The sequence below is a fragment of the Microbacterium sp. zg.Y1084 genome (assembly GCF_024623595.1).
In the GTDB taxonomy this organism is placed as follows: Bacteria; Actinomycetota; Actinomycetes; order Actinomycetales; family Microbacteriaceae; genus Microbacterium; species Microbacterium wangruii.
The window spans coordinates 660,968-679,623 of the sequence record NZ_JANJGV010000002.1; the positions used below are offsets into that span (position 1 = coordinate 660,968).

General features: G+C 71.1%; 14 protein-coding genes. 8 read left to right on the top strand and 6 right to left on the bottom strand.

What is annotated here, in order from left to right; genetic code table 11:
* Positions 1-43 precede the first annotated feature (43 nt).
* The 3 genes from hrpA to NQ165_RS04390 all read left to right on the top strand — a co-directional run bounded on the left by hrpA (position 44) and on the right by NQ165_RS04390 (position 6,706).
* Positions 44-4,033: an ATP-dependent RNA helicase HrpA gene (hrpA, locus tag NQ165_RS04380; protein ID WP_257531628.1), complete on the top strand. Its 3,990-nt coding sequence runs from the start codon at positions 44-46 to the stop codon at positions 4,031-4,033.
* A 27-nt stretch (positions 4,034-4,060) separates the two neighbouring features.
* The gene (locus tag NQ165_RS04385) at positions 4,061-5,011 is read left to right on the top strand and encodes an NADP-dependent oxidoreductase (RefSeq protein WP_257531629.1); all 951 of its coding nucleotides are present in this window, start codon (positions 4,061-4,063) and stop codon (positions 5,009-5,011) included.
* 372 nt (positions 5,012-5,383) lie between these two features.
* Positions 5,384-6,706 carry an O-acetylhomoserine aminocarboxypropyltransferase/cysteine synthase family protein gene (locus NQ165_RS04390; RefSeq protein WP_257531631.1) on the top strand — a complete coding sequence of 441 codons (1,323 nt, stop codon included), beginning with the start codon at positions 5,384-5,386 and terminating at the stop codon, positions 6,704-6,706.
* Between the two features lie 420 nt (positions 6,707-7,126).
* Here NQ165_RS04390 and mmsB read toward each other — a convergent pair whose 3' ends face one another.
* The 5 genes from mmsB to NQ165_RS04415 all read right to left on the bottom strand — a co-directional run bounded on the left by mmsB (position 7,127) and on the right by NQ165_RS04415 (position 13,125).
* Positions 7,127-8,374: a multiple monosaccharide ABC transporter permease gene (mmsB, locus tag NQ165_RS04395; protein ID WP_257531633.1), complete on the bottom strand. Its 1,248-nt coding sequence runs from the start codon at positions 8,372-8,374 to the stop codon at positions 7,127-7,129.
* A 23-nt stretch (positions 8,375-8,397) separates the two neighbouring features.
* Complete coding sequence (gene mmsA / locus NQ165_RS04400; protein ID WP_257531635.1) at positions 8,398-9,924, bottom strand: multiple monosaccharide ABC transporter ATP-binding protein; 1,527 nt, start codon at positions 9,922-9,924, stop codon at positions 8,398-8,400.
* A gap of 108 nt (positions 9,925-10,032) precedes the next feature.
* On the bottom strand, positions 10,033-11,163 hold the full coding sequence (gene chvE / locus NQ165_RS04405; protein WP_285181745.1) for a multiple monosaccharide ABC transporter substrate-binding protein: 1,131 nt from the start codon (positions 11,161-11,163) through the stop codon (positions 10,033-10,035).
* Positions 11,164-11,228: 65 nt separating this feature from the next.
* Positions 11,229-11,921 carry an L-ribulose-5-phosphate 4-epimerase gene (locus tag NQ165_RS04410; protein ID WP_257531783.1) on the bottom strand — a complete coding sequence of 231 codons (693 nt, stop codon included), beginning with the start codon at positions 11,919-11,921 and terminating at the stop codon, positions 11,229-11,231.
* A 187-nt stretch (positions 11,922-12,108) separates the two neighbouring features.
* Complete coding sequence (locus NQ165_RS04415; protein WP_257531785.1) at positions 12,109-13,125, bottom strand: LacI family DNA-binding transcriptional regulator; 1,017 nt, start codon at positions 13,123-13,125, stop codon at positions 12,109-12,111.
* 138 nt (positions 13,126-13,263) lie between these two features.
* Here NQ165_RS04415 and NQ165_RS04420 point away from each other — a divergent pair, with 138 nt between their 5' ends.
* Genes NQ165_RS04420 through NQ165_RS04430 form a run of 3 tightly spaced genes read left to right on the top strand, consistent with a single transcriptional unit; the run spans position 13,264 to position 15,705 of the window.
* Positions 13,264-13,851 (top strand): hypothetical protein, encoded by a 588-nt coding sequence (locus tag NQ165_RS04420; protein ID WP_257531637.1) that lies wholly within the window; start codon positions 13,264-13,266, stop codon positions 13,849-13,851.
* Positions 13,848-14,840, top strand: a complete 993-nt coding sequence (locus tag NQ165_RS04425; protein ID WP_257531639.1) for a Gfo/Idh/MocA family protein — start codon at positions 13,848-13,850, stop codon at positions 14,838-14,840. Before NQ165_RS04420 ends, NQ165_RS04425 begins: the two co-directional genes overlap by 4 nt.
* Positions 14,833-15,705 carry an NYN domain-containing protein gene (locus NQ165_RS04430; protein ID WP_257531641.1) on the top strand — a complete coding sequence of 291 codons (873 nt, stop codon included), beginning with the start codon at positions 14,833-14,835 and terminating at the stop codon, positions 15,703-15,705. The genes NQ165_RS04425 and NQ165_RS04430 overlap by 8 nt, the downstream gene beginning before the upstream one ends.
* A gap of 10 nt (positions 15,706-15,715) precedes the next feature.
* On the opposite strand, the gene NQ165_RS04435 is transcribed toward NQ165_RS04430, so the two are convergent.
* Positions 15,716-16,117 carry a hypothetical protein gene (locus tag NQ165_RS04435; RefSeq protein WP_257531643.1) on the bottom strand — a complete coding sequence of 134 codons (402 nt, stop codon included), beginning with the start codon at positions 16,115-16,117 and terminating at the stop codon, positions 15,716-15,718.
* A 69-nt stretch (positions 16,118-16,186) separates the two neighbouring features.
* Here NQ165_RS04435 and NQ165_RS04440 point away from each other — a divergent pair, with 69 nt between their 5' ends.
* Together NQ165_RS04440 and NQ165_RS04445 are read left to right on the top strand one after the other, a co-directional pair.
* Positions 16,187-17,482: a DUF4921 family protein gene (locus NQ165_RS04440; RefSeq protein WP_257531645.1), complete on the top strand. Its 1,296-nt coding sequence runs from the start codon at positions 16,187-16,189 to the stop codon at positions 17,480-17,482.
* Complete coding sequence (locus NQ165_RS04445) at positions 17,479-18,594, top strand: methyltransferase (RefSeq protein ID WP_257531647.1); 1,116 nt, start codon at positions 17,479-17,481, stop codon at positions 18,592-18,594. Before NQ165_RS04440 ends, NQ165_RS04445 begins: the two co-directional genes overlap by 4 nt.
* Positions 18,595-18,656: the final 62 nt, after the last annotated feature.

An 18,656-nucleotide genomic window follows, 5' to 3' on the forward strand; every position in this document is an offset into this window, starting at 1 on the left:
TCGCGCGCCGGCCCGACGCCCGCCGGGCATACGATGGAGGGCTGTGTCCGCACCAGAGCCCGTCATCGTCTACCCGCCCGAGCTGCCCGTCAGCGCCGCGCGGGACGAGATCGCGCGCGCCATCGCCGAGAATCAGGTCGTCATCGTCGCCGGCGCGACCGGCTCGGGAAAGACCACCCAGCTGCCGAAGATCTGTCTGGAGCTCGGGCGCACCCGCATCGCGCACACCCAGCCCCGCCGCATCGCCGCCCGCACCATCGCCGAGCGCGTGGCCGAGGAGATGCAGGTGCCGCTGGGCACCACCGTCGGCTACAAGGTGCGCTTCACCGACAACGTCTCGGCCGACACCCGGGTGGCGCTGGTCACCGACGGCATCCTGCTCAACGAGATCCACCGCGACAAGCTGCTGCGCCGCTACGACACGATCATCATCGACGAGGCGCACGAGCGGTCTCTGAACGTCGACTTCCTGATCGGGTACCTGCGCCGCATCCTGCCCCGCCGCCCCGATCTGAAGGTCATCGTCACCTCGGCGACGATCGACCCCGAGAGCTTCGCGAAGCACTTCGCGGATGCCGCGGGCGAGCCCGCCCCCATCATCGAGGTGTCCGGTCGCACCTACCCCGTGGAGATCCGGTACCGCGGTCGCGTCGCCGACGCCGACGACGACGGCCCCGACGATGTCGACGCGCTGCTGGGGGCGCTGCGCGAACTCGACCGCGAACCGGCCGGCGACGTGCTGGTGTTCCTGCCCGGCGAGGCGGAGATCCGCGACGCGATGGATGCCGTACGCGGCATGTACGCAAAGGACACCTCGCCGACGGAGGTGCTGCCCCTGTACGGCCGACTGTCGTCCGCCGAGCAGCACCGGGTCTTCGAGCGCTCTCAGGTCGCGGGCGTCCGGCGCCGGGTGATCCTCGCGACCAACGTCGCGGAGACGAGCCTCACCGTCCCCGGCATCAAGTACGTCATCGACGCCGGAACCGCCCGCATCTCGCGCTACAGCGCGCGCTCCAAGATCCAGCGCCTGCCGATCGAGGCCGTCTCGCAGGCGTCGGCGCAGCAGCGCTCCGGTCGCGCCGGCCGCACCTCGGACGGTGTCGCGATCCGGCTGTACACCGAGGAGGACTTCACCTCCCGGCCCGAGTACACCGAGCCCGAGATCCTGCGCACGAGCCTCGCCTCGGTGATCCTGCAGATGCTGTCGCTCGGATTCGGCGACATCACCGAGTTCCCGTTCCTCACGCCGCCCGACTCCCGCGGGGTCAAAGCCGCGTTCGACCTGCTCGTCGAGCTCGGCGCGGTGCGTCCTGCGACGGGCTCGGGGGGCGGTCGCGGCCAGGGTCGCGCGGCGCGCGCCTCCGCCGACGCGGGCAAGGGGTGGCGCCTCACCGACATCGGGCGTGAGATCGCGCGGCTCCCCATCGACCCCCGGTTCGCGCGCATGCTCATCGAGGCGCGGCGACTCGACGTCGCCGGCGACGTGCTGGCGATCGTGGCGGGGCTGTCGATCCAGGACGTGCGCGAGCGACCGGAGGAGCGCCGCGAGGAGGCGGACCGCCTTCACGCGCGCTTCACCGACCCGACGAGCGACTTCCTCAGCCTGCTGAACCTGTGGAACCACCTGCGCGAGCAGCAGTCCGAGCTCGGCTCGAGCGCATTCCGCCGCATGTGCCGCTCCGAGCACCTCAACTATGTGCGGGTGCGCGAGTGGTTCGACGTGCACCGGCAGCTGCGGCAGCTGACCGACGCCCCGCGGGCGAAGAACAGCGGCGCCGCCGCCCCGGCGCTGGTGCACCGGGCGATCCTCGCCGGGCTGCTGTCGCACCTCGGCATCCTCGACACCCGGTCCACGGCGGCACCGGCGTCCGGCGCGAAGGGCAAGGGCGCGAAGGCTCCTCACGGACGGCCGCGCGCGGAGTACCGCGGAGCGCGGGGCGCCCGCTTCGCGATCTTCCCCGGGTCGGGGCTGCGCAAGGCCTCCCCCGACGCGGTGATGGCCGCCGAGCTGGTCGAGACATCGCGACTGTATGCGCGCACCGTCGCGGCCATCGACCCGGAGTGGGCAGAGGAGCTCGCCGGCGACCTGGTCCACCGCAGCCTCAGCGATCCGCACTGGTCAAAGGATGCCGGTGCCGCCGTCGCCGCCGAGAAGGTCACCCTGTTCGGCCTCGAGATCGTGCCGCGCCGCCGGGTGCAGCTGGCCCGCATCGACCGCCCGCTCGCGCGGGAGATGTTCATCCGCCACGCCCTCGTCGAAGGCGAGTGGAACGTCACCCATCTCGACAAGCGACTGACCGCGTTCGAGCGGCGCAACCTCGAGCTGCGCCGCCGCCTGGAGAAGATCGAGGAGCGCGAGCGCCGCCGCGACATCCTCGCCGGCGATGAGGCGGTCTATGCCTTCTACGCCTCCCGCCTGCCGCACGACGTCTTCGATGTGCGCTCGTTCGAGGCGTGGTGGCGGGATGCCTCGTCCCGCACGCCGCGCCTGCTCGACCTCACCGAGGCGGACCTCGTCGACGACGCCTCGCGCGCCGACGAACGCGACTTCCCGATGCGCTGGCAGCAGGGCGACCAGGTGCTGTCGCTCGCCTACCGGTTCGAGCCGGGCGCCCCCGACGACGGCGTGAGCGTGGTGGTGCCGCTGGCGCTGCTCGCGCAGCTGCGGCCCGACGGCTTCGACTGGCAGGTGCCGGGGCTGCGCGGCGAACTCATCGCCGGGCTGCTGCGCGCCCTTCCCAAGGCCATCCGGCGCTCCGTCGTGCCGGCTGCAGACTGGGCCGCACGCTTCGCCGAGGAGCTCGCCGGCGACGGTCCGGAGTCGCACGACGGCCTGCCGCCCCGCGCCCTGCGCGACGCGCTGGCCGCGCGCGTGCAGCGTGTGGCGAACCAGCCGGTCACCGCCGCCGACTTCGACCTCGAACGCGTGCCCGCGCACCTGGGGATGTCGTTCCGCGCCGTCGACGAGCGCGGCCGCACCGTGGCATCCGATCGCGATCTGAGGGCGCTGCAGGACCGCTTGGCCGACCGTGCCCGCGCCTCGGTCAGCCGATCGCTGACCGCGCCACGCGGAGCCGGCCCGGGTTCCCCTGCGCCACGGCCCGGCGCGGTGGCCGCCGTCACCGGCTCGCCCGGCGGCTCGGCAGACGCGGGCACCTCGGGCATCACCGAGCAGAGCGGGCTCACCGACTGGACCATCGGCGACCTGCCCGCACTGGTCGACACCCGTGTCGCCGGCGGTGTCGTGCGCGGCTACCCCTCCCTCGTCGACGACGGCGCGTCGGTGTCGGTGCGCATCCAGGCGACCCCCGAGGCCGCGCAGCGACTCACGCATGCCGGGGCGCGGCGTCTGCTGCTGCTCACGGTGCCCTCCCCCGCCCCGTATGTGCTCGAGCACCTGACCGCTCAGGAGAAGCTCGCGCTGGCGGCTTCTCCGTACCCCTCGGCGAAGGCCCTCATCGAAGACGCGCGCGTCGCCGTCGCCGATGCCGTGCTCGCGCGGGTGATGTCGGGCGCGCTGGTGCGCACCGCCGCCGATTTCGCGCGCGTGCGTGACGAATTCTCGCGCACCGTGGTCGACGAACTCTTCCAGACGGTGTCGCTGACCGCGCGCATCCTCACCTCATCCCGCGAGGTGGAGAAGGCCGTGCGCGGGCAGAACTCGATGACGCTGCTCGCCGCCTTGGGCGACATCAAGACCCAGGTGGCGGGCCTCGTCTTCCCCGGTTTCGTCTCGCGCACCGGGCTGGCGCGCCTGACGCATCTGCCGCGCTACCTTGCCGGGGCCCTCGAGCGGGTGTCACAGCTGTCCGACAATCCCGGGCGCGACCGGCAGCGTCTCACCGAGTACGAGCGGATGGCCGCGCTCTACGCCGAGGCCGGGGGGACGATCCCGATCGACGAGCACGCCCCGGCGAACCTCGTCCACACCCGCTGGCTGCTGGAGGAGTACCGGGTCAGCCTGTTCGCCCAGCGGCTCGGCACCGCCGAGCCGGTTTCGCCCCAACGAATCCAGAAGGCTCTGCGAGGATAGGCCTGTTCCCCGACGGAAGAGGCTCCGATGACCCGCGCGATCGTCTACACCGAGTTCGGTGACCCCGAGGTTCTGCATGAGCAGGAGGTGGCCGATCCGCAGCTGCGGCCGGGCACCGTCGCCGTGCGCATCCAGGCCGCGGGCGTGAATCCCATCGATGCGAAGCTCCGCTCGGGGCTGCGCGCCTCCGCACCGCCCAGCGCCGACAAACCGCGTCGGCTGGGCATGGATGCCGCCGGGATCGTCACCGACGTCGGCGATGACGTCGACGGCTTCCGCGTCGGCGACCCGGTCGTCGTCTCCGGCGCGAACGGATGCTACGCCGACGAGATCGTCGCGACCGTCGACAAGGTCTTCGCCCGGCCCGCGGCGGTGTCCGCAGCCGCGGGAGCGGCCCTCGGCATCCCCGTCGGCACCGCCTACCAGTGCGTGCGGTCGCTGGCGATCGGGTCCGACGACGTGCTGCTCGTCCACGGCGGTTCGGGCAGCGTCGGGCAGGCGGTCATCCAGTTCGCCCGGCTCACCGGCGCCACCGTGATCGCGACGTGCTCCGAGCGCCGCGCCGGGCGCGTGGCGGACCTGGGGGCCATCCCGGTGCGCTACGGAGATGGCCTCGTGGGCCGCGTGCGGGAGGCCGCCGGCGAGTCCGGCGTCACCGCGGTGCTCGACGGCGCCGGCACCGACGAAGCGCTTGAGGCGTCGCTGGAGCTGCTCGATGACCGCTCGCGCATCGCGACGATCGTGCGGGGGGCGGATGCCGAAGGTCTCGGCATCCGCGCGTTCTCGGGTGGCGCGCCGTGGCCGCTCACCGATCAGCAGCAGGCATGGCGGGCTGAGGCGGTGCCGGTGGCGCTGGCGCTCATGGCCGCGGGGCAGTTCGAAGTGGAGCTCGGCCCGACCTTCCCGCTCGCCGAGGCGGCACAGGCGCACCGTGTGGTCATGGACGGCGTCGACGGCAAGGTGACCCTGGTCCCCTGATCCCCGGTCGTTGAGCGAGGGCGCGCACCACCCCGGTCGTTGAGCGAGGGCGCGCACCACCCCGGTCGTTGAGCGAGGGCGCGCAGCGCCCGAGACGAAACGCCCGCACCCCCGCACCACCCCGGTCGTTGAGCGAGGGCGCACAGCGCCCGAGACGAAACGCCCGCACCCCCGCACAGCCCCCCGGTCGTTGAGCGCGGGCGCCCCGCGCCCGCGCCCAAACGCCCCCCCCCACCCTGGGTGGCGCGGCGCTCGCTCAACGACCCGCGAGGCCGCGCGACGCTGGCGCCCGCCACGTCACAGACCGGCGGATGCCGCAACAATGCGTCACACGATCCGGGTCGGTCCGGCGCCCGCCGACAGGATGGTGCCATGCCCGCTGCTCCGTGTCCCTCGTTCGCGACTGTGCAGGTCCAGGCCGGCTACGACGCCGGTGCCGTACAGCACGCCTCCGTTCCGCCGATCTACCAGTCGAACGCCTACGGTTTCGCCTCGCTGGCCGAGGCGCGTGACCTGTTCGCGCTGCGCCGCGAGGGCAACGTCTACAGCCGCACCGGCAACCCCACGTCCGCGGTGCTGGAGCAGCGGGTCGCCGCCCTCGAGGGCGGCGTGGGCGCGGTGTCCGTCGCGTCCGGCCAGGCCGCGGTCGCGCTGGCCCTGTTGACCTTGGCCCGCCAGGGTGAGCACATCGTCGCAGCGCATCAGCTCTACGGCGGCACCATCTATCTCCTCGCCGACACGTTCGCCGACTGGGGCATCGAGGTCACCTTCGTCGACCAGGACGACCCCGAGGCGTGGCGTGCTGCGGTGCGTCCGACCACGCGCGCTTTCTTCGCCGAGACCGTCGCCAACCCGCTCGCCCAGGTGCTGGATGTGCGCACCGTCGCCGACATCGCCCACGATGCGGGCGTGCCGCTCGTCATCGATAACACCGTCGCCACCCCGTACCTGCAGCGTCCGAAGGAGCACGGCGCCGACATCGTCGTGCACTCGGCGACGAAGTTCATCGGTGGGCACGGCGCGGCCCTCGGCGGACTCGTCGTCGACCTCGGCACTTTCGACTTCACGGCGGATGCCGCGCGCTGGCCGCAGCTGAACACGCCCCTCGCACGCGTGCCGGGCGCCGCCCTGACGGCGCAGTTCGGCTCGAAGGCGTATCTGACGCTGCTGCGCACGAAGTACTCGCAGGACCTCGGGCCGTCGCTGTCGGCCTTCAACGCGTTCCAGCTGCTGCAGGGGCTCGAGAGCCTCGACCTGCGCATGGCCCGGCACAGCGCGTCCGCTCAGATCGTCGCCGAGGCGCTGGCGGCCCACCCGGCCGTCGCGCGGGTGCACCACCCGGGTCTGCCGTCGAGTCCCTGGCACGGCGCCGCCGAGCGTTATCTCCCCCGCGGTGCGGCGTCGGTGTTCTCCTTCGAACTGCACCCCGGCGCGGATGCCGAGGACGACTTCGACCGCGCCGCCGCCCTCATCGACCGCCTGCAGGTCGCCCACCTGGTGGCGAACATCGGCGATGCCCGCACCCTCGTCGCGCACCCGGCATCCATGACGCACAGTCATCTCAGCGCCGACCAGCTCGCCGCCGGCGGCATCACGTCGGCGACGGTCCGGCTGTCGATCGGCCTGGAGGACCCGGGCGACATCGTCGCCGACCTCACCGCCGCACTCGACCCCCTCGCCCCTTCCGGCCGTTGAGCGAGCGCAGCCCCGGTCGCTGAGCGAGCGCAGCCCCGGTCGTTGAGCGAGCGCAGCCCCGGTCGTTGAGCGAGCGCAGCGAGACGAAACGCCCCACCCCACAACCGAACCCCGTTTCGTCTCCGTCGCTGCGCTCCCTCGCTCAACGACCCCCTCGCCGCACCCACCAGTCGTTGAGCGAGCGCAGCGAGACGAAACGCCCCACCCCACAACCGAAACAGCGTTTCGTCTCCGTCGCTGCGCTCCCTCGCTCAACGACCCCCTCGCCGCACCCACCGGTCGTTGAGCGAGCGCAGCGAGACGAAACGCCCCACCCCACAACCGAACAGCGTTTCGTCTCCGTCGCTCCCTCGCTCAACGACCCGAAACGACGAAGCGCGGCTCCCCCGAGAGGGAACCGCGCTCCGTCACCGCGCCGGGTCAGTTGCCCGAGCGCCGCTTGTTGTAGACGTCGAAGGCCACGGCCAGCAGCAGCACCAAACCCTTGACGGCCTGCTGCCACTCGATGCCGATGCCCATGATCGACATGCCGTTGTTGAGCACGCCGATGATGAGGCCACCGATGATGGCGCCGCCGATGGTGCCGACACCGCCCTGCACGGCCGCGCCGCCGATGAAGGCCGCCGAGATGGCCTCGAGCTCGAAGCCGTCACCGGCCTTGGGCCCGGCGAGGTTCAGCCGCGCGGTGAAGATGAGCCCGGCGAGCGCCGCGAGGAAGCCCATGTTCACGAACAGCCAGAAGTCCACGCGGCGCGTCTTGATGCCCGACAGCTCGGCGGCGTGACGGTTGCCGCCGATGGCGTAGATGTGGCGCCCGAAGACGGTGCGGTTCATCACGATGCCGTAGATCATCACCAGTGCCGCCAGCACGATGAGGGTGACCGGCACGCCCTTGTACGACGCCAGCGCCCAGGTGAAGAAGCCGATCACCGCGGCGAAGGCCACGAGCTTCACCACAACCCAGATCAGCGGCTCCACCTCCTGGCCGTACTTCGCGCGCCCGGCGCGAGTGCGCAGCTGCTGCACGACGAGGGCGACGATCGCGACCGCGCCGATGATGAGGGTGAACAGGTCTGGATCGCTCTCGCCGAAGATGCCGGAGAGGAACCCGTTGCCCATCGCGCGGTACTCGGTGGGGAACGATCCGATGTTGGCGTTGCCGAGCACCACCAGGGCGAGCCCGCGGAAGATGAGCATGCCCGCGAGCGTGACGATGAACGCCGGGATGCCGACGTACGCGATCCAGAACCCCTGCCAGGCACCCACCAGCGCGCCGATCAGCAGCGACAGCACGATGGCGAGCCACCACGGGTACTCCATCTTCACCGCCAGCACGCCCGACACGGCGCCGATGAAGGCGGCCACCGAGCCGACCGACAGATCGATGTGGCCGGCGATGATGACCATCACCATGCCGATCGCCAGCACCAGGATGTACCCGTTCTGCACGACGAGGTTGGAGAGGTTCTGCGGGCGCAGCAGGATGCCGTCGGTCAGGATCGTGAACAGCACCACCACCGCGATGAGCGCGATGAAGATGCCGTTCTTGCCGAGGTCGGCCAGAACGGTGGACAGCCACCGGGTGAAGGGGTTGTCGGCGGGCTGGACGAGCGCACCGGCGGCCTGCGACTCGCTGGGGGCCGACGGGGTCTGCGTGGAATTGGACATGATCGTGTCTCCTGCGGCGCCCGTCAGCGGGGCTTTTCCATGGTCATGAGCTTGAGAACGGATTCGGGGGTGGCTTGCTCGACGGGCAGCTCGCCGGTGATGCGGCCTTCGGACAGCGCGTACACGCGGTCGGTGATGCCCAGCAGCTCGGGCAGCTCCGAGGAGATGACGATGATCCCCTTCCCGGCGGCGGCCAGCTTGTTGATGATCGTGTAGATCTCGTACTTCGCGCCGACGTCGATGCCGCGGGTGGGCTCGTCGAGGATCAGCACGTCGGGGTCGGAGTAGATCCACTTCGACAGCACGACCTTCTGCTGATTGCCGCCGGAGAGCTTGCCGGTCTTCGACAGCACCGAGGGGGTCTTGATGTTCATGCTGCGCCGATAGTCGTTGGCGACCTTGAACTCCTCGTTGTCGTTCACGAGTCCGGCCTTCTTGAGCTTGTGCAGCGAAGCCATCGAGACGTTGCGCTTGATGTCCTCGATGAGGTTCAGCCCGTAGGTCTTGCGGTCCTCGGTGGCGTACGCGATGCCGGCGGCGATCGCCTCGGCGACGCTGCGGGTCTTCACCTGCTTGCCGCGCATGTAGACCCGTCCGGAGATGCGCGTCCCGTAGCTCTGGCCGAACAGGCTCATCGCGAACTCGGTGCGCCCCGCTCCCATCAGGCCGGCGATACCGACGATCTCGCCCGCGTGCACGGTGAGGGAGACCTTGTCGACCATGACCCGGGTGGGGTCCTGGGGGTGGTGGGCTGTCCACTCCTCCACGCGCAGCAGCTCCTCGCCGATCTGCGGCTCGTGGTCGGGATAGCGGTGCTCGAGATCGCGGCCCACCATGTCCTTGATGATGCGGTCCTCGGTGACCTCGGCCTTGGCGATCGTCTCGATCGTCTTTCCGTCTCGGATGACGGTGACGGCGTCGGCGACCTTTTTGATCTCGTTGAGCTTGTGGCTGATGATGATCGACGTGATCCCCTCGTCCTTGAGGCTGAGGATCAGATCGAGCAGGTGGTCGGAGTCGGCGTCGTTGAGCGCCGCGGTCGGCTCGTCGAGGATGAGCAGCTTGACCTTCTTCGACAGCGCCTTCGCGATCTCGACGAGCTGCTGCTTGCCGACCCCGATCTGACGGATCTTCGTCGTCGGGTTGTCGCGCAGCCCCACCCGCTTGAGCAGCTCGGCGGCTTCGAAGTTGGTCTTGTTCCAGTCGATGAGACCGCCGGAGGTGCGCTCGTTGCCGAGGAAGATGTTCTCGGCGATCGACAGGTGCGGGCTCAGCGCCAGCTCCTGGTGGATGATGACGATGCCCTTCGCCTCGCTGTCGCGGAGGCTCTTGAACGACACCTCCTCGCCCTCGAACACGATCGCGCCCTCGTACGTGCCGCTCGGGTAGACACCCGAGAGCACCTTCATGAGCGTCGACTTGCCGGCGCCGTTCTCGCCGCAGATGGCATGCACCTCACCGCGCTTGACCGCCAGCGTGACGTGCGAGAGCGCCTTCACGCCGGGAAAGGTCTTGGTGATGTCGCGCATCTCCAGGATGTTGTCAGTCACTGTTCCCGCTTCCTCGGGGGTGGGTGGGGGTCCGGGGGGGGGGGGGGGGGGGGGGGGGGGGGCGCGGCGCGCCCCCCCGCCCCCCCCCCCCCCCCGGGGGGGGGGGTGTTACAGGCCGAGGTCCTCGGCGGTCCAGTAGCCGGTGTCGACCAGCGACGACTCGACGTTGTCCGCGACGACGGGCACCGGTCCGAGCAGGTACGAGGGAACGACCTTCTTGCCGTTCTCGTACGTCTCGGTGTCGTTCACCTCGGGCTCCTCGCCCTGCAGCAGAGCCACGGCCATCGAAGCCGCCACCTTGGCGAGCTCGCGGGTGTCCTTGAAGATGGTCGCGTACTGCTCACCCGAGAGGATCGCCTTGACCGAGTCGACCTCGGCGTCCTGACCCGAGATGACCGGCCACTCGTCGCCGACGCTGTAACCGGCGTCGGTGAGGGCGGAGATGATGCCGCGCGAGATGCCGTCGTAGGGCGAGAGCACCGCGTCCACCTGCGTGCCGTCGGAGTAGTCCGCCGTCAGGATGTTCTCCATACGGCTCTGGGCGGTCTCGCCGTCCCAGCGCAGCGTGGCTGCCTGCTCGAAGTCCGTCTGACCCGACTGCACGACCAGCGTGCCGTCCTCCATGAGCGGCTCGAGCACGTCCATCGCGCCGTTCCAGAAGAAGGTCGCGTTGTTGTCGTCGGGCGAGCCGGCGAACAGCTCGATGTTGAACGGGCCGGCGGGGGCGTCCGCGAGCGGCTCACCCTCGAGGTCGGTGAGCCCCAGTCCGTTGAGCACGGATCGGGCCTGCTGCTGGCCCACGAGGAAGTTGTCGAACGTGGCGTAGTAGTCCACGTTCTCGGTGTCGCGGATCAGGCGGTCGTAGGCGATGACCGGGATGTCGGCGTCGGCGGCATCCTGCAGCACCTCCGACAGCGTCGTGCCGTCGATCGAGGCCACGATGAGCGCCTCGGCGCCCTTGGTGATCATGTTCTCGATCTGCGACACCTGGGTGGGGATGTCGTCCTCGGCGTACTGCAGGTCGACCGTGTAACCCTCGGCCTCGAGAGCCTCCTTGACGGCGTTGCCGTCCTGGATCCAGCGCTCGGAGCTCTTGGTGGGCATCGCGACGCCGATCAGGCCGCCGTCACCCTCGCCCCCGGAACCGCTGCCGCCGCCGTCGTTCCCGGTGCATCCGGAGAGCACGAGGGCGCCGGCGGCCAGGGTGGCCGCTGCGAGGAAGAACTTCTTCGTCTTCACTGTGTTTCCTTTCCAACTGACTGCTCTGTCTTGGTGTTGTCGTGACCGCTGCCCCGGGTCAGGGCTTACCGGCGGTCGTCGGTGGTCTGTCCGTAGACGTTCTGGTACCGGTCGAAGAGACGGTCGATCGCGTCCTGCGGGATGGGGATGAGTTCGCCGCCCTGCCGCGCGAGGTGCACCGTGCGGGCGACGTCCTCCACCATCACGGCGGCCTTGACGGCGTCCTTCGCACTGGATCCGATCGTGAACGGACCGTGGTTCTGCATCAGCACCGCCCGCGAGCGGTGGCCGGTGAGGGTCTCGACGATGCCGCGGCCGATGGAGTCGTCGCCGATGATCGCGAACGGCCCGACGGGCACCTCGCCGCCGAACTCGTCGGCCATCGCGGTGATGACGCAGGGGATGGCCTCGCCGCGGGCGGCCCAGGCGGTGGCGTAGGGCGAGTGCGTGTGCACGACGCCGCCGACCTCAGGCATGTGGCGGTACACGTAGGCGTGGGCGGCGGTGTCGCTCGACGGGGAGCGCTCGCTGCCGGGGGTGCCCGGCACGACATTGCCGTCGAGGTCGCAGAGGATCATGTTCTCGGGGGCCAGGTCGTCGTACGACACCCCCGAGGGCTTGATGACGAACAGGTCGGCGCCCGCCACCCGGCCCGACACGTTGCCGCCGGTCCAGACGACCAGCCCGTAGCGCACCAGCTCGGCGTGCAGCGCCGCGACCTCCGCGCGCACCCGCGCCACAGCGACCTCGGTCTTCACGCCTGAGACGTAGCGGTCCTGCTGCTCGGCGTCACTGCCAGCGCCCACGGTTCGGCTCCTTCGCCCGTCGATCGATCGATGTGATGCTTCGGATTCCGGCCCATGTGACCGTTCACATCGCGGAAACCATAGCAACTCAGCGCCGGTACGTGTCAAGCCGCCGCGCGTTTCGGCTTGGTAACGGCCGTCAGCGGCCCGCCGGCTGCGCCGTCGAGGCCCGCACGACCAGCTCGGGTGGGATGGAGCCGATGGGCGGAGCCGCCCCCGGATCGCCGCCCAGCAGGATGTCGACGCAGCGCCGTCCCAGCTCGGCGAAGTCCTGCCGCACGGTCGTCAGCGGGGGCCAGAAGTGCGCGGATTCCGGGATGTCGTCGAACCCGACGATGCTGATGTCGCGGGGGACGTCGAGGCCCTCGCTGCGGATGGCGTGCATGAGCCCCAGAGCCATCTGGTCGTTGGAGGCGAAGATCGCAGTGAAATCGCGCACCCGCAGCAGCTCTCGCCCGGCATGGAAGCCGAACTCCGCCGTCCAGTCCCCGAGGATCGGCGCGGTGGTGGGGATATCGGCGGCGCTCATCTCCTCGAGGAAGCCGCGCATGCGCGCCTCGGCCTCGATCCAGTCCTGGGGACCCGTGAGGTGGTAGATGTCGCGATGACCGCACTCGATCAGGTGGCGCGTGGCCAGCCGCGCCCCGGCGATCTGGTCGACCGACAGGGTGTGCCCCGGGTCGAGGTCGGTGGACTGCAGGGTGACGTACGGGATGTCCAGGGGCTGGGCGGCGAGCGCACGGAACACCCTCACCTGCGGGGCGATGACCACGAGCCCCTCGATCGACTGGGCCATGAGGTGCGACAGGCCCGCGGGGATGGACTGGGGGTCGGAGGCCTCGATGTTGGCGGTGGACACCCAGTAGCCACGAGCGCGGGCGGCGGCCTCGATGGCCGCGATGCTCGATGCCGGGCCGTACTGGGTGCTGGAAGCGGCGAGGATGCCGATGGTCTGGGACCTGCTCGTCACCAGCGCCCGCGCGGCGCGGTTGGGGCTGTAGCTCAGATCGGCCATGACGGCCAGGACCCGCTCCCGTGTCTCGGGCCGGATGCTCGGGTGCTGATTCAGCACGCGCGACACCGTCTGGTGAGACACCCCCGACAGGCGCGCGACATCGCGGATGCTGGGTCGCCGCCCGCTGCCATCGTCGGTCATCGCCGCCCGTCCTCGCTGCACGCCCGTGTGCACGGTCACATTGCTGCGCCCATTATGCCTGCCCTGCTCCGCGCCGCTGCATCGGACGGGTCAGAGGTTCGCCGACGGCTGGATGCCGCGTCGGCCTAGACTGCCCGCATGCCGGATCTGGGACGTTTCCTGCCGCTGAGCAACCGGCCGCACGGCGATGAGTCCGCGGTCACCGCCGACCGCCGCGCGCAGTTGGCCGATCTCATCGCCGCCGATGCCGGGGTGCTCGCCGCTCTGCCCGCGCCCCGGGCCGCCGCCCTGGCGGGCGAGTACCTCGCCACCGCGCGCATCGATCCGCCGCCCGCCGACGACGTCATCGGTGGCCCGGCACACTCGGCGGCCCTGCTGGAGCGGGCGGCGGCGACGGTGCGCGCCGGCCGCCGGCGCGGCATCCGCGCCCTCGCCCACGGCGTGCGGGCCCATCTGCGCCTGGCCGCCGCGATCGGTTCGCCGCCGCGCCTGCCCCCGACGGTCACCGGAGCGGTCGCGCTGTATGCCGCGACCTCCGCACCGTTCGACCGACGCGCCGTGGTCGCGGGTCACACCGTGCGCGCCGACGACGACGGGTGGGAGTTCGGCCGCGGACCGGTGCTGGCCGGCAACGGTGCCGACATCGCCGCGTTCCTCCTGGGCGTCTCCGACCGGCCGCCCCAGCCGCCGGCGCGACGCCCGGCGACGGGTACGCTCGAAGGATGACCGGTCTTCGCTGGGGAATCCTCGCCACGGGCGGCATCGCCCACGCTTTCACAAGCGACCTGCGCACCGCGGGGCTCGATGTCGTCGCAGTGGGCTCGCGCAGTGCGGCATCCGCACAGCGCTTCGCCGACGAGTTCTCGATCCCGCGCGCCCACGGTTCCTATGAGGACCTGGCCGCGGACCCCGAGGTCGACATCGTCTACATCGCCACGCCGCACCCCGCGCACGCCGACAACGCCGTGATGATGCTCGACGCCGGCAAGCACGTGCTCGTGGAGAAGCCCTTCACCCTCACCGCGGCCGAGGCCGCCCGGGTGCGCGACGTCGCCCGTCGCAACGGCCTGCTGGCGATGGAGGCAATGTGGACGCGCTACCTGCCCCACATGCAGCGCATCCGCCGGCTGATCGCCGAGGGAGCCGTGGGTGAGGTGCGCACGGTGTTCGCCGACCACACCCAGAAGATCACCGCCGACCCGACGCACCGGCTGAACGCCCTCGAACTGGGCGGCGGCGCGCTGCTGGACCTGGGCATCTACCCGGTCTCCTTCATCTGGGATGTGCTGGGCGCCCCCACTTCGGTGCGTGCTGTCGCCCGACTGGCCGAGACAGGCGCCGACGCGGAGGTCGCCACCGTCATGACCCACGCCTCCGGCGCGGTGTCCAGCTCGGTCTCGTCCTCACGCGCCGCCGGCCCCAACACCGCGCACGTCGTCGGCACCGAGGGGCGCATCGACATCGACCGCACCTGGTACGCCCCCACCACCTTCCGGCTGACCGATCCCGACGGGACCATCCGCGAGGAGTTCGTGTCGGACGTCGACGGCCGCGGCATGCAGTATCAGGCCCTCGCCGCCGAGCGTCTGATCGCGGAGGGCCGCACCGACAGCGAAGAGCTTTCCCTGGACGAGAGTGTCGCCATCATGGGCACCCTCGACGACATCCGCGCGCAGATCGGCGTGCACTACCCGCAGGAGACAATCCATGGCTGAGCAGCAGCCGGCCCGCGTGGCCGTGTATCTCGACTTCGACAACATCGTGATGAGCTGGTACGACCGCGTGCACGGGCGCAACGCCTACTCCCGCGACCGCCAGAAGATCGCCGCGGACGCCACCGACCCCGAGGTGGCCGGACGGCTCGCGCTGGCCACGATCGACGTGGGCGCGATCATCGACTACGCGGCATCCTTCGGCACGCTCGTGCTCACCCGGGCGTACGCCGACTGGTCCTCTCCCGTCAACGCCGAGTACCGCTCGCAGCTGGTCGCGCGCGCGGTCGACCTGGTGCAGCTGTTCCCCGCCGCCGCCTATGCGAAGAACGGCGCCGACATCCGCCTGGCCGTCGACGTCGTCGAGGACATGTTCCGGCTGCCGGACCTCACCCACGTGGTCATCGTCGGCGGCGACAGCGATTACGTGCCCCTGGCTCAGCGTTGCAAGCGCCTCGGACGCATCGTGGTGGGTGTCGGCGTGGCCGGCTCGACCGCCAAGTCGCTCGCCGCCGCATGCGACCAGTTCGACTCGTACGACTCCCTCCCCGGTGTCGTGCGCCCCGACACGACCGCGTCGGACAAGAAGGATTCCACCCCCTCGCGGTCGCGGGCGCGCAAGCGGGCCGGCGATCCCGCCACCGAGCTGCTCGAGCGGGCGCTGCGGCTCGAGGGCGTGCGCACCGACGACGAGTGGGTCAACGCCTCGGCCGTGAAGGACCTCATGCGGCGCATGGACCCCTCGTTCAGCGAGAAGGAGCTCGGCCACAAGTCGTTCACGGACTTCCTGCGCGAGCACCCGAAGGTGGTCGATCTGCGCGAGGAGGGCAACACCCGTCAGGTGCGCTTCCACCCCGACGCGCGCTGAGCGGGCGGGCTCAGCGTCGCGCGCGGCGCGGCGACGGAGACGTCGACCACAGCGCCCACGCCACCAGCAGCGGCTGGAAGAACAGGCGCGTCAGGCGCTTCTGATCGGTGTCGAGTCCGAAACCGTCGCGGCGCTCGGTGTACTGCGCGATGTTGCCGGGGAACACGGCCACGAAGAACGCCGCCAGCGCCGCGCCGATGCGCCGGCGCTCCTTCGGCAGCGCCACGAGTGCCACGCCGAACGCGGCCTCCACGACCCCGGATGCCACGACCACGCCGTCCTTGTCGATCGGCACCACCTCGGTGGTCCAGTCCGGCACCTGCGCCTGGAACTCGCGCCTCCCCCAGAACAGGTGGCTGAGGCCCGCGAACAGCATGGAGCCGGCCAGCAGCCAGCGCGCGACGTTCTTCATCGCGCCAGTCAAGCCGACCCCCGGGCGGGCCGTCGACGTCTTGACACCGCCCGTGGGTAGGGTGGAAGGGTGAGCGACGCCAGGCAGCTCCCGCCGCTGCAGCGGGTGCCCGACGGGACGGTGAAACAGCTGGGCCCCCTCACCGGGACCCGGGTGTGGACGGTGCCCGGCCGCGCCGGGCGACCGCTGTTCACTCCGCGGCACGACGTCGCCGTGCTCGCCCCGGGAGAGGAACGCCGGCTGTGCGCGTTCTGCGAGGGCCGCTACCTCGAGACCACGCCGGAGAAGGCGCGCCTGGTCGGGCCGGACTTCGCCGAGATCCGCCGGGTGCCCGCAGCACAGCTCTCCGATACGACCGCGCGCTTCCGGCGGTTCGGCAATCTGTTCGAGATCGTCTCGGCGGAGTACTGGCGTGAGAACCATGGGTTCCGCCAGCCGTCCGAGGTCGTGCAGTGGGCCGAGCGGTACCTCGCCGACCCGGTGGGGCACGAGCACATCCGCGCTCTCGCCGCCATCCGGGCTCAGGCCTCCGGGGAGACGCAGAGCCTGGAGGAGGCGGCCCTCGACCTCGTCGGTGGATCGCACGACGTGATCGTGGCGCGCCGCCACGTCGTCGAGGGCGCGCGCACCGACGACGACCTGTGCTCGTCCGGGCGACTGACCCCCGACGAGCATGCTGCGTACATCGCCTTCACGGTGCGCTCGCTGGCGGAGATCGCGGCGGCGCAGCCGCACGCGGCATACATCTCGGTGTTCCAGAACTGGCTGCGCCCTGCGGGAGCCTCCTTCGACCACCTGCACAAGCAGCTCGTCGCCGTGGACGAAGCGGGGCCGCAGATCGACCGGGAGCTGCGCATGCTGGCATCCGATCACGAGCTGTACCAGCACGCCATCGCCGACATGTCGGTGCGCGAGGGCCTCGTGGTGGCGGCGACCGACGGTGCGGTGGCGTTCGCGGGTGTCGGCCACCGCTACCCCGCGTTCGAGGTGTATTCGACGTCGTCGGCGAACCTGCCCGCCGAGCACAGCGCGTCCGAGGTGCGGGCGGTCTCGGACCTGCTCCACGCCCTGCACGCCGCGACGGGGCACCAGGTGCCGACCAACGAGGAGTGGCACTACCGGCCACCCGGGGCGTCCTGGCCCATGCCGTGGCGCGTCGTGCTGAAGTGGCGCATCTCCACCCCGGCCGGCTTCGAAGGCGGCACGAAGATCTACGTCAACACGATCGACCCGTGGGCGCTGCGCGACCGCGCCGTCACCCGGTTGCGAGAGCTGCGGGAGGCGGGCGCGCTCGCACCGGGCATCCGCATCGGCGACGAATGCGCCCCCGACGACGCACGCCTGCGTTACGCGGAGTCGGCATGATCGATCTGAACGCGCTGCGACGCTGGCCGGACGTCGAAGCGGCCGACCTGCGGGCCGTCGACGCCGCCGACCGTCTGCTGCTGGACGAGTCCGCCTCCGCGCGGGCGGCGGCTCACGACGGCGAGCTCGTGGTGATCGGCGATGCGTACGGTGCTCTTGCGCTGGGGGCGGCGGATGCCGGGGCCGGGGACATCCGCGTGCATCAGGATGCGATCACCGGGGAGCGGGCCCTGGCCGCCAACGCCCACACGTTCGCCCTCGGCGACCGCGTGCGATCGTTGCCACTGACCGCGCCGCTGGTCGCCGACGCGCGGATCGTGCTGATGCGACTGCCGCGTTCGCTCGCGGCGCTCGACGACATCGCCGGGCTCATCGCCGCGCACGCGCATCCCCGCGTCGAGGTATATGCCGGGGGACGCATAAAGCACATGACCCCCGCGATGAACGACGTGCTGCGTCGTCATTTCTCGCGCTTGGACGTGACCCACGCACGGCAGAAGGCGCGGGTGCTGATCGCCCGCGAACCGCGTGAGGGCGCCGACCCGCAGCCCGCCCACGAGCGGCACGACGGTATGACCGTGTGCGCGTTCGGCGGGGTGTTCGCCGGCCCCCGCATCGACATCGGCACGCGACTGCTGCTGGAGCACCTTCCCGACGAGCTGCCGTCGGGGGCTCCCGGCGACCTCGTCGTCGACCTCGCCTGCGGCACCGGCGTGATCGCCGCCGCCCTCGCGATGCGGCATCCGCACCTGCGGGTCTACGCCAGCGACGCCTCGGCCGCCGCGGTGGCCTCGGCGCGCGCGACCGCGGAGGCGAACGCCGTGGGCGGGCGGGTGCGGGTGGAGCAGGACGACGCCCTGTCGGCGCTCCCCGATGGCGTCGCCGGGTTCATCGCCTTGAACCCCCCGTTCCACAGCGGCGCGGCCGTCACCGATGCGCTGGCGCCCCGGCTGTTCGACGACGCCGCACGCGTGCTGAAGCCCGGCGGAGAGCTGTGGTGCGTGTGGAACTCGGCGCTGCGCTATCGCCCCGCGCTGGAGCGGCTGGTGGGCCCGACCCGGCAGGTGGCCCGCAACGCGAAATTCACCGTCACGGTCTCCACCCGCCGCTGACCCCGGTCGTCGAGCGAGGGCGCGCAGCGCCCACCCCGGTCGTTGAGCGAGGGCGCACAGCG

Excerpts from the sequence above, each read along its gene's own strand:
- NQ165_RS04435 (WP_257531643.1), bottom strand. The coding sequence starts at position 16,117 with ATGAAGAACGTCGCGCGCTGGCTGCTGGCCGGCTCCATGCTGTTCGCG.
- NQ165_RS04430 (WP_257531641.1), top strand. The coding sequence starts at position 14,833 with ATGGCTGAGCAGCAGCCGGCCCGCGTGGCCGTGTATCTCGACTTCGAC.
- NQ165_RS04420 (WP_257531637.1), top strand. The coding sequence starts at position 13,264 with ATGCCGGATCTGGGACGTTTCCTGCCGCTGAGCAACCGGCCGCACGGC.
- NQ165_RS04390 (WP_257531631.1), top strand. The coding sequence starts at position 5,384 with ATGCCCGCTGCTCCGTGTCCCTCGTTCGCGACTGTGCAGGTCCAGGCC.
- NQ165_RS04415 (WP_257531785.1), bottom strand. The coding sequence starts at position 13,125 with ATGACCGACGATGGCAGCGGGCGGCGACCCAGCATCCGCGATGTCGCG.
- NQ165_RS04425 (WP_257531639.1), top strand. The coding sequence starts at position 13,848 with ATGACCGGTCTTCGCTGGGGAATCCTCGCCACGGGCGGCATCGCCCAC.
- NQ165_RS04445 (WP_257531647.1), top strand. The coding sequence starts at position 17,479 with ATGATCGATCTGAACGCGCTGCGACGCTGGCCGGACGTCGAAGCGGCC.
- NQ165_RS04385 (WP_257531629.1), top strand. The coding sequence starts at position 4,061 with ATGACCCGCGCGATCGTCTACACCGAGTTCGGTGACCCCGAGGTTCTG.
- mmsB (WP_257531633.1), bottom strand. The coding sequence starts at position 8,374 with ATGTCCAATTCCACGCAGACCCCGTCGGCCCCCAGCGAGTCGCAGGCC.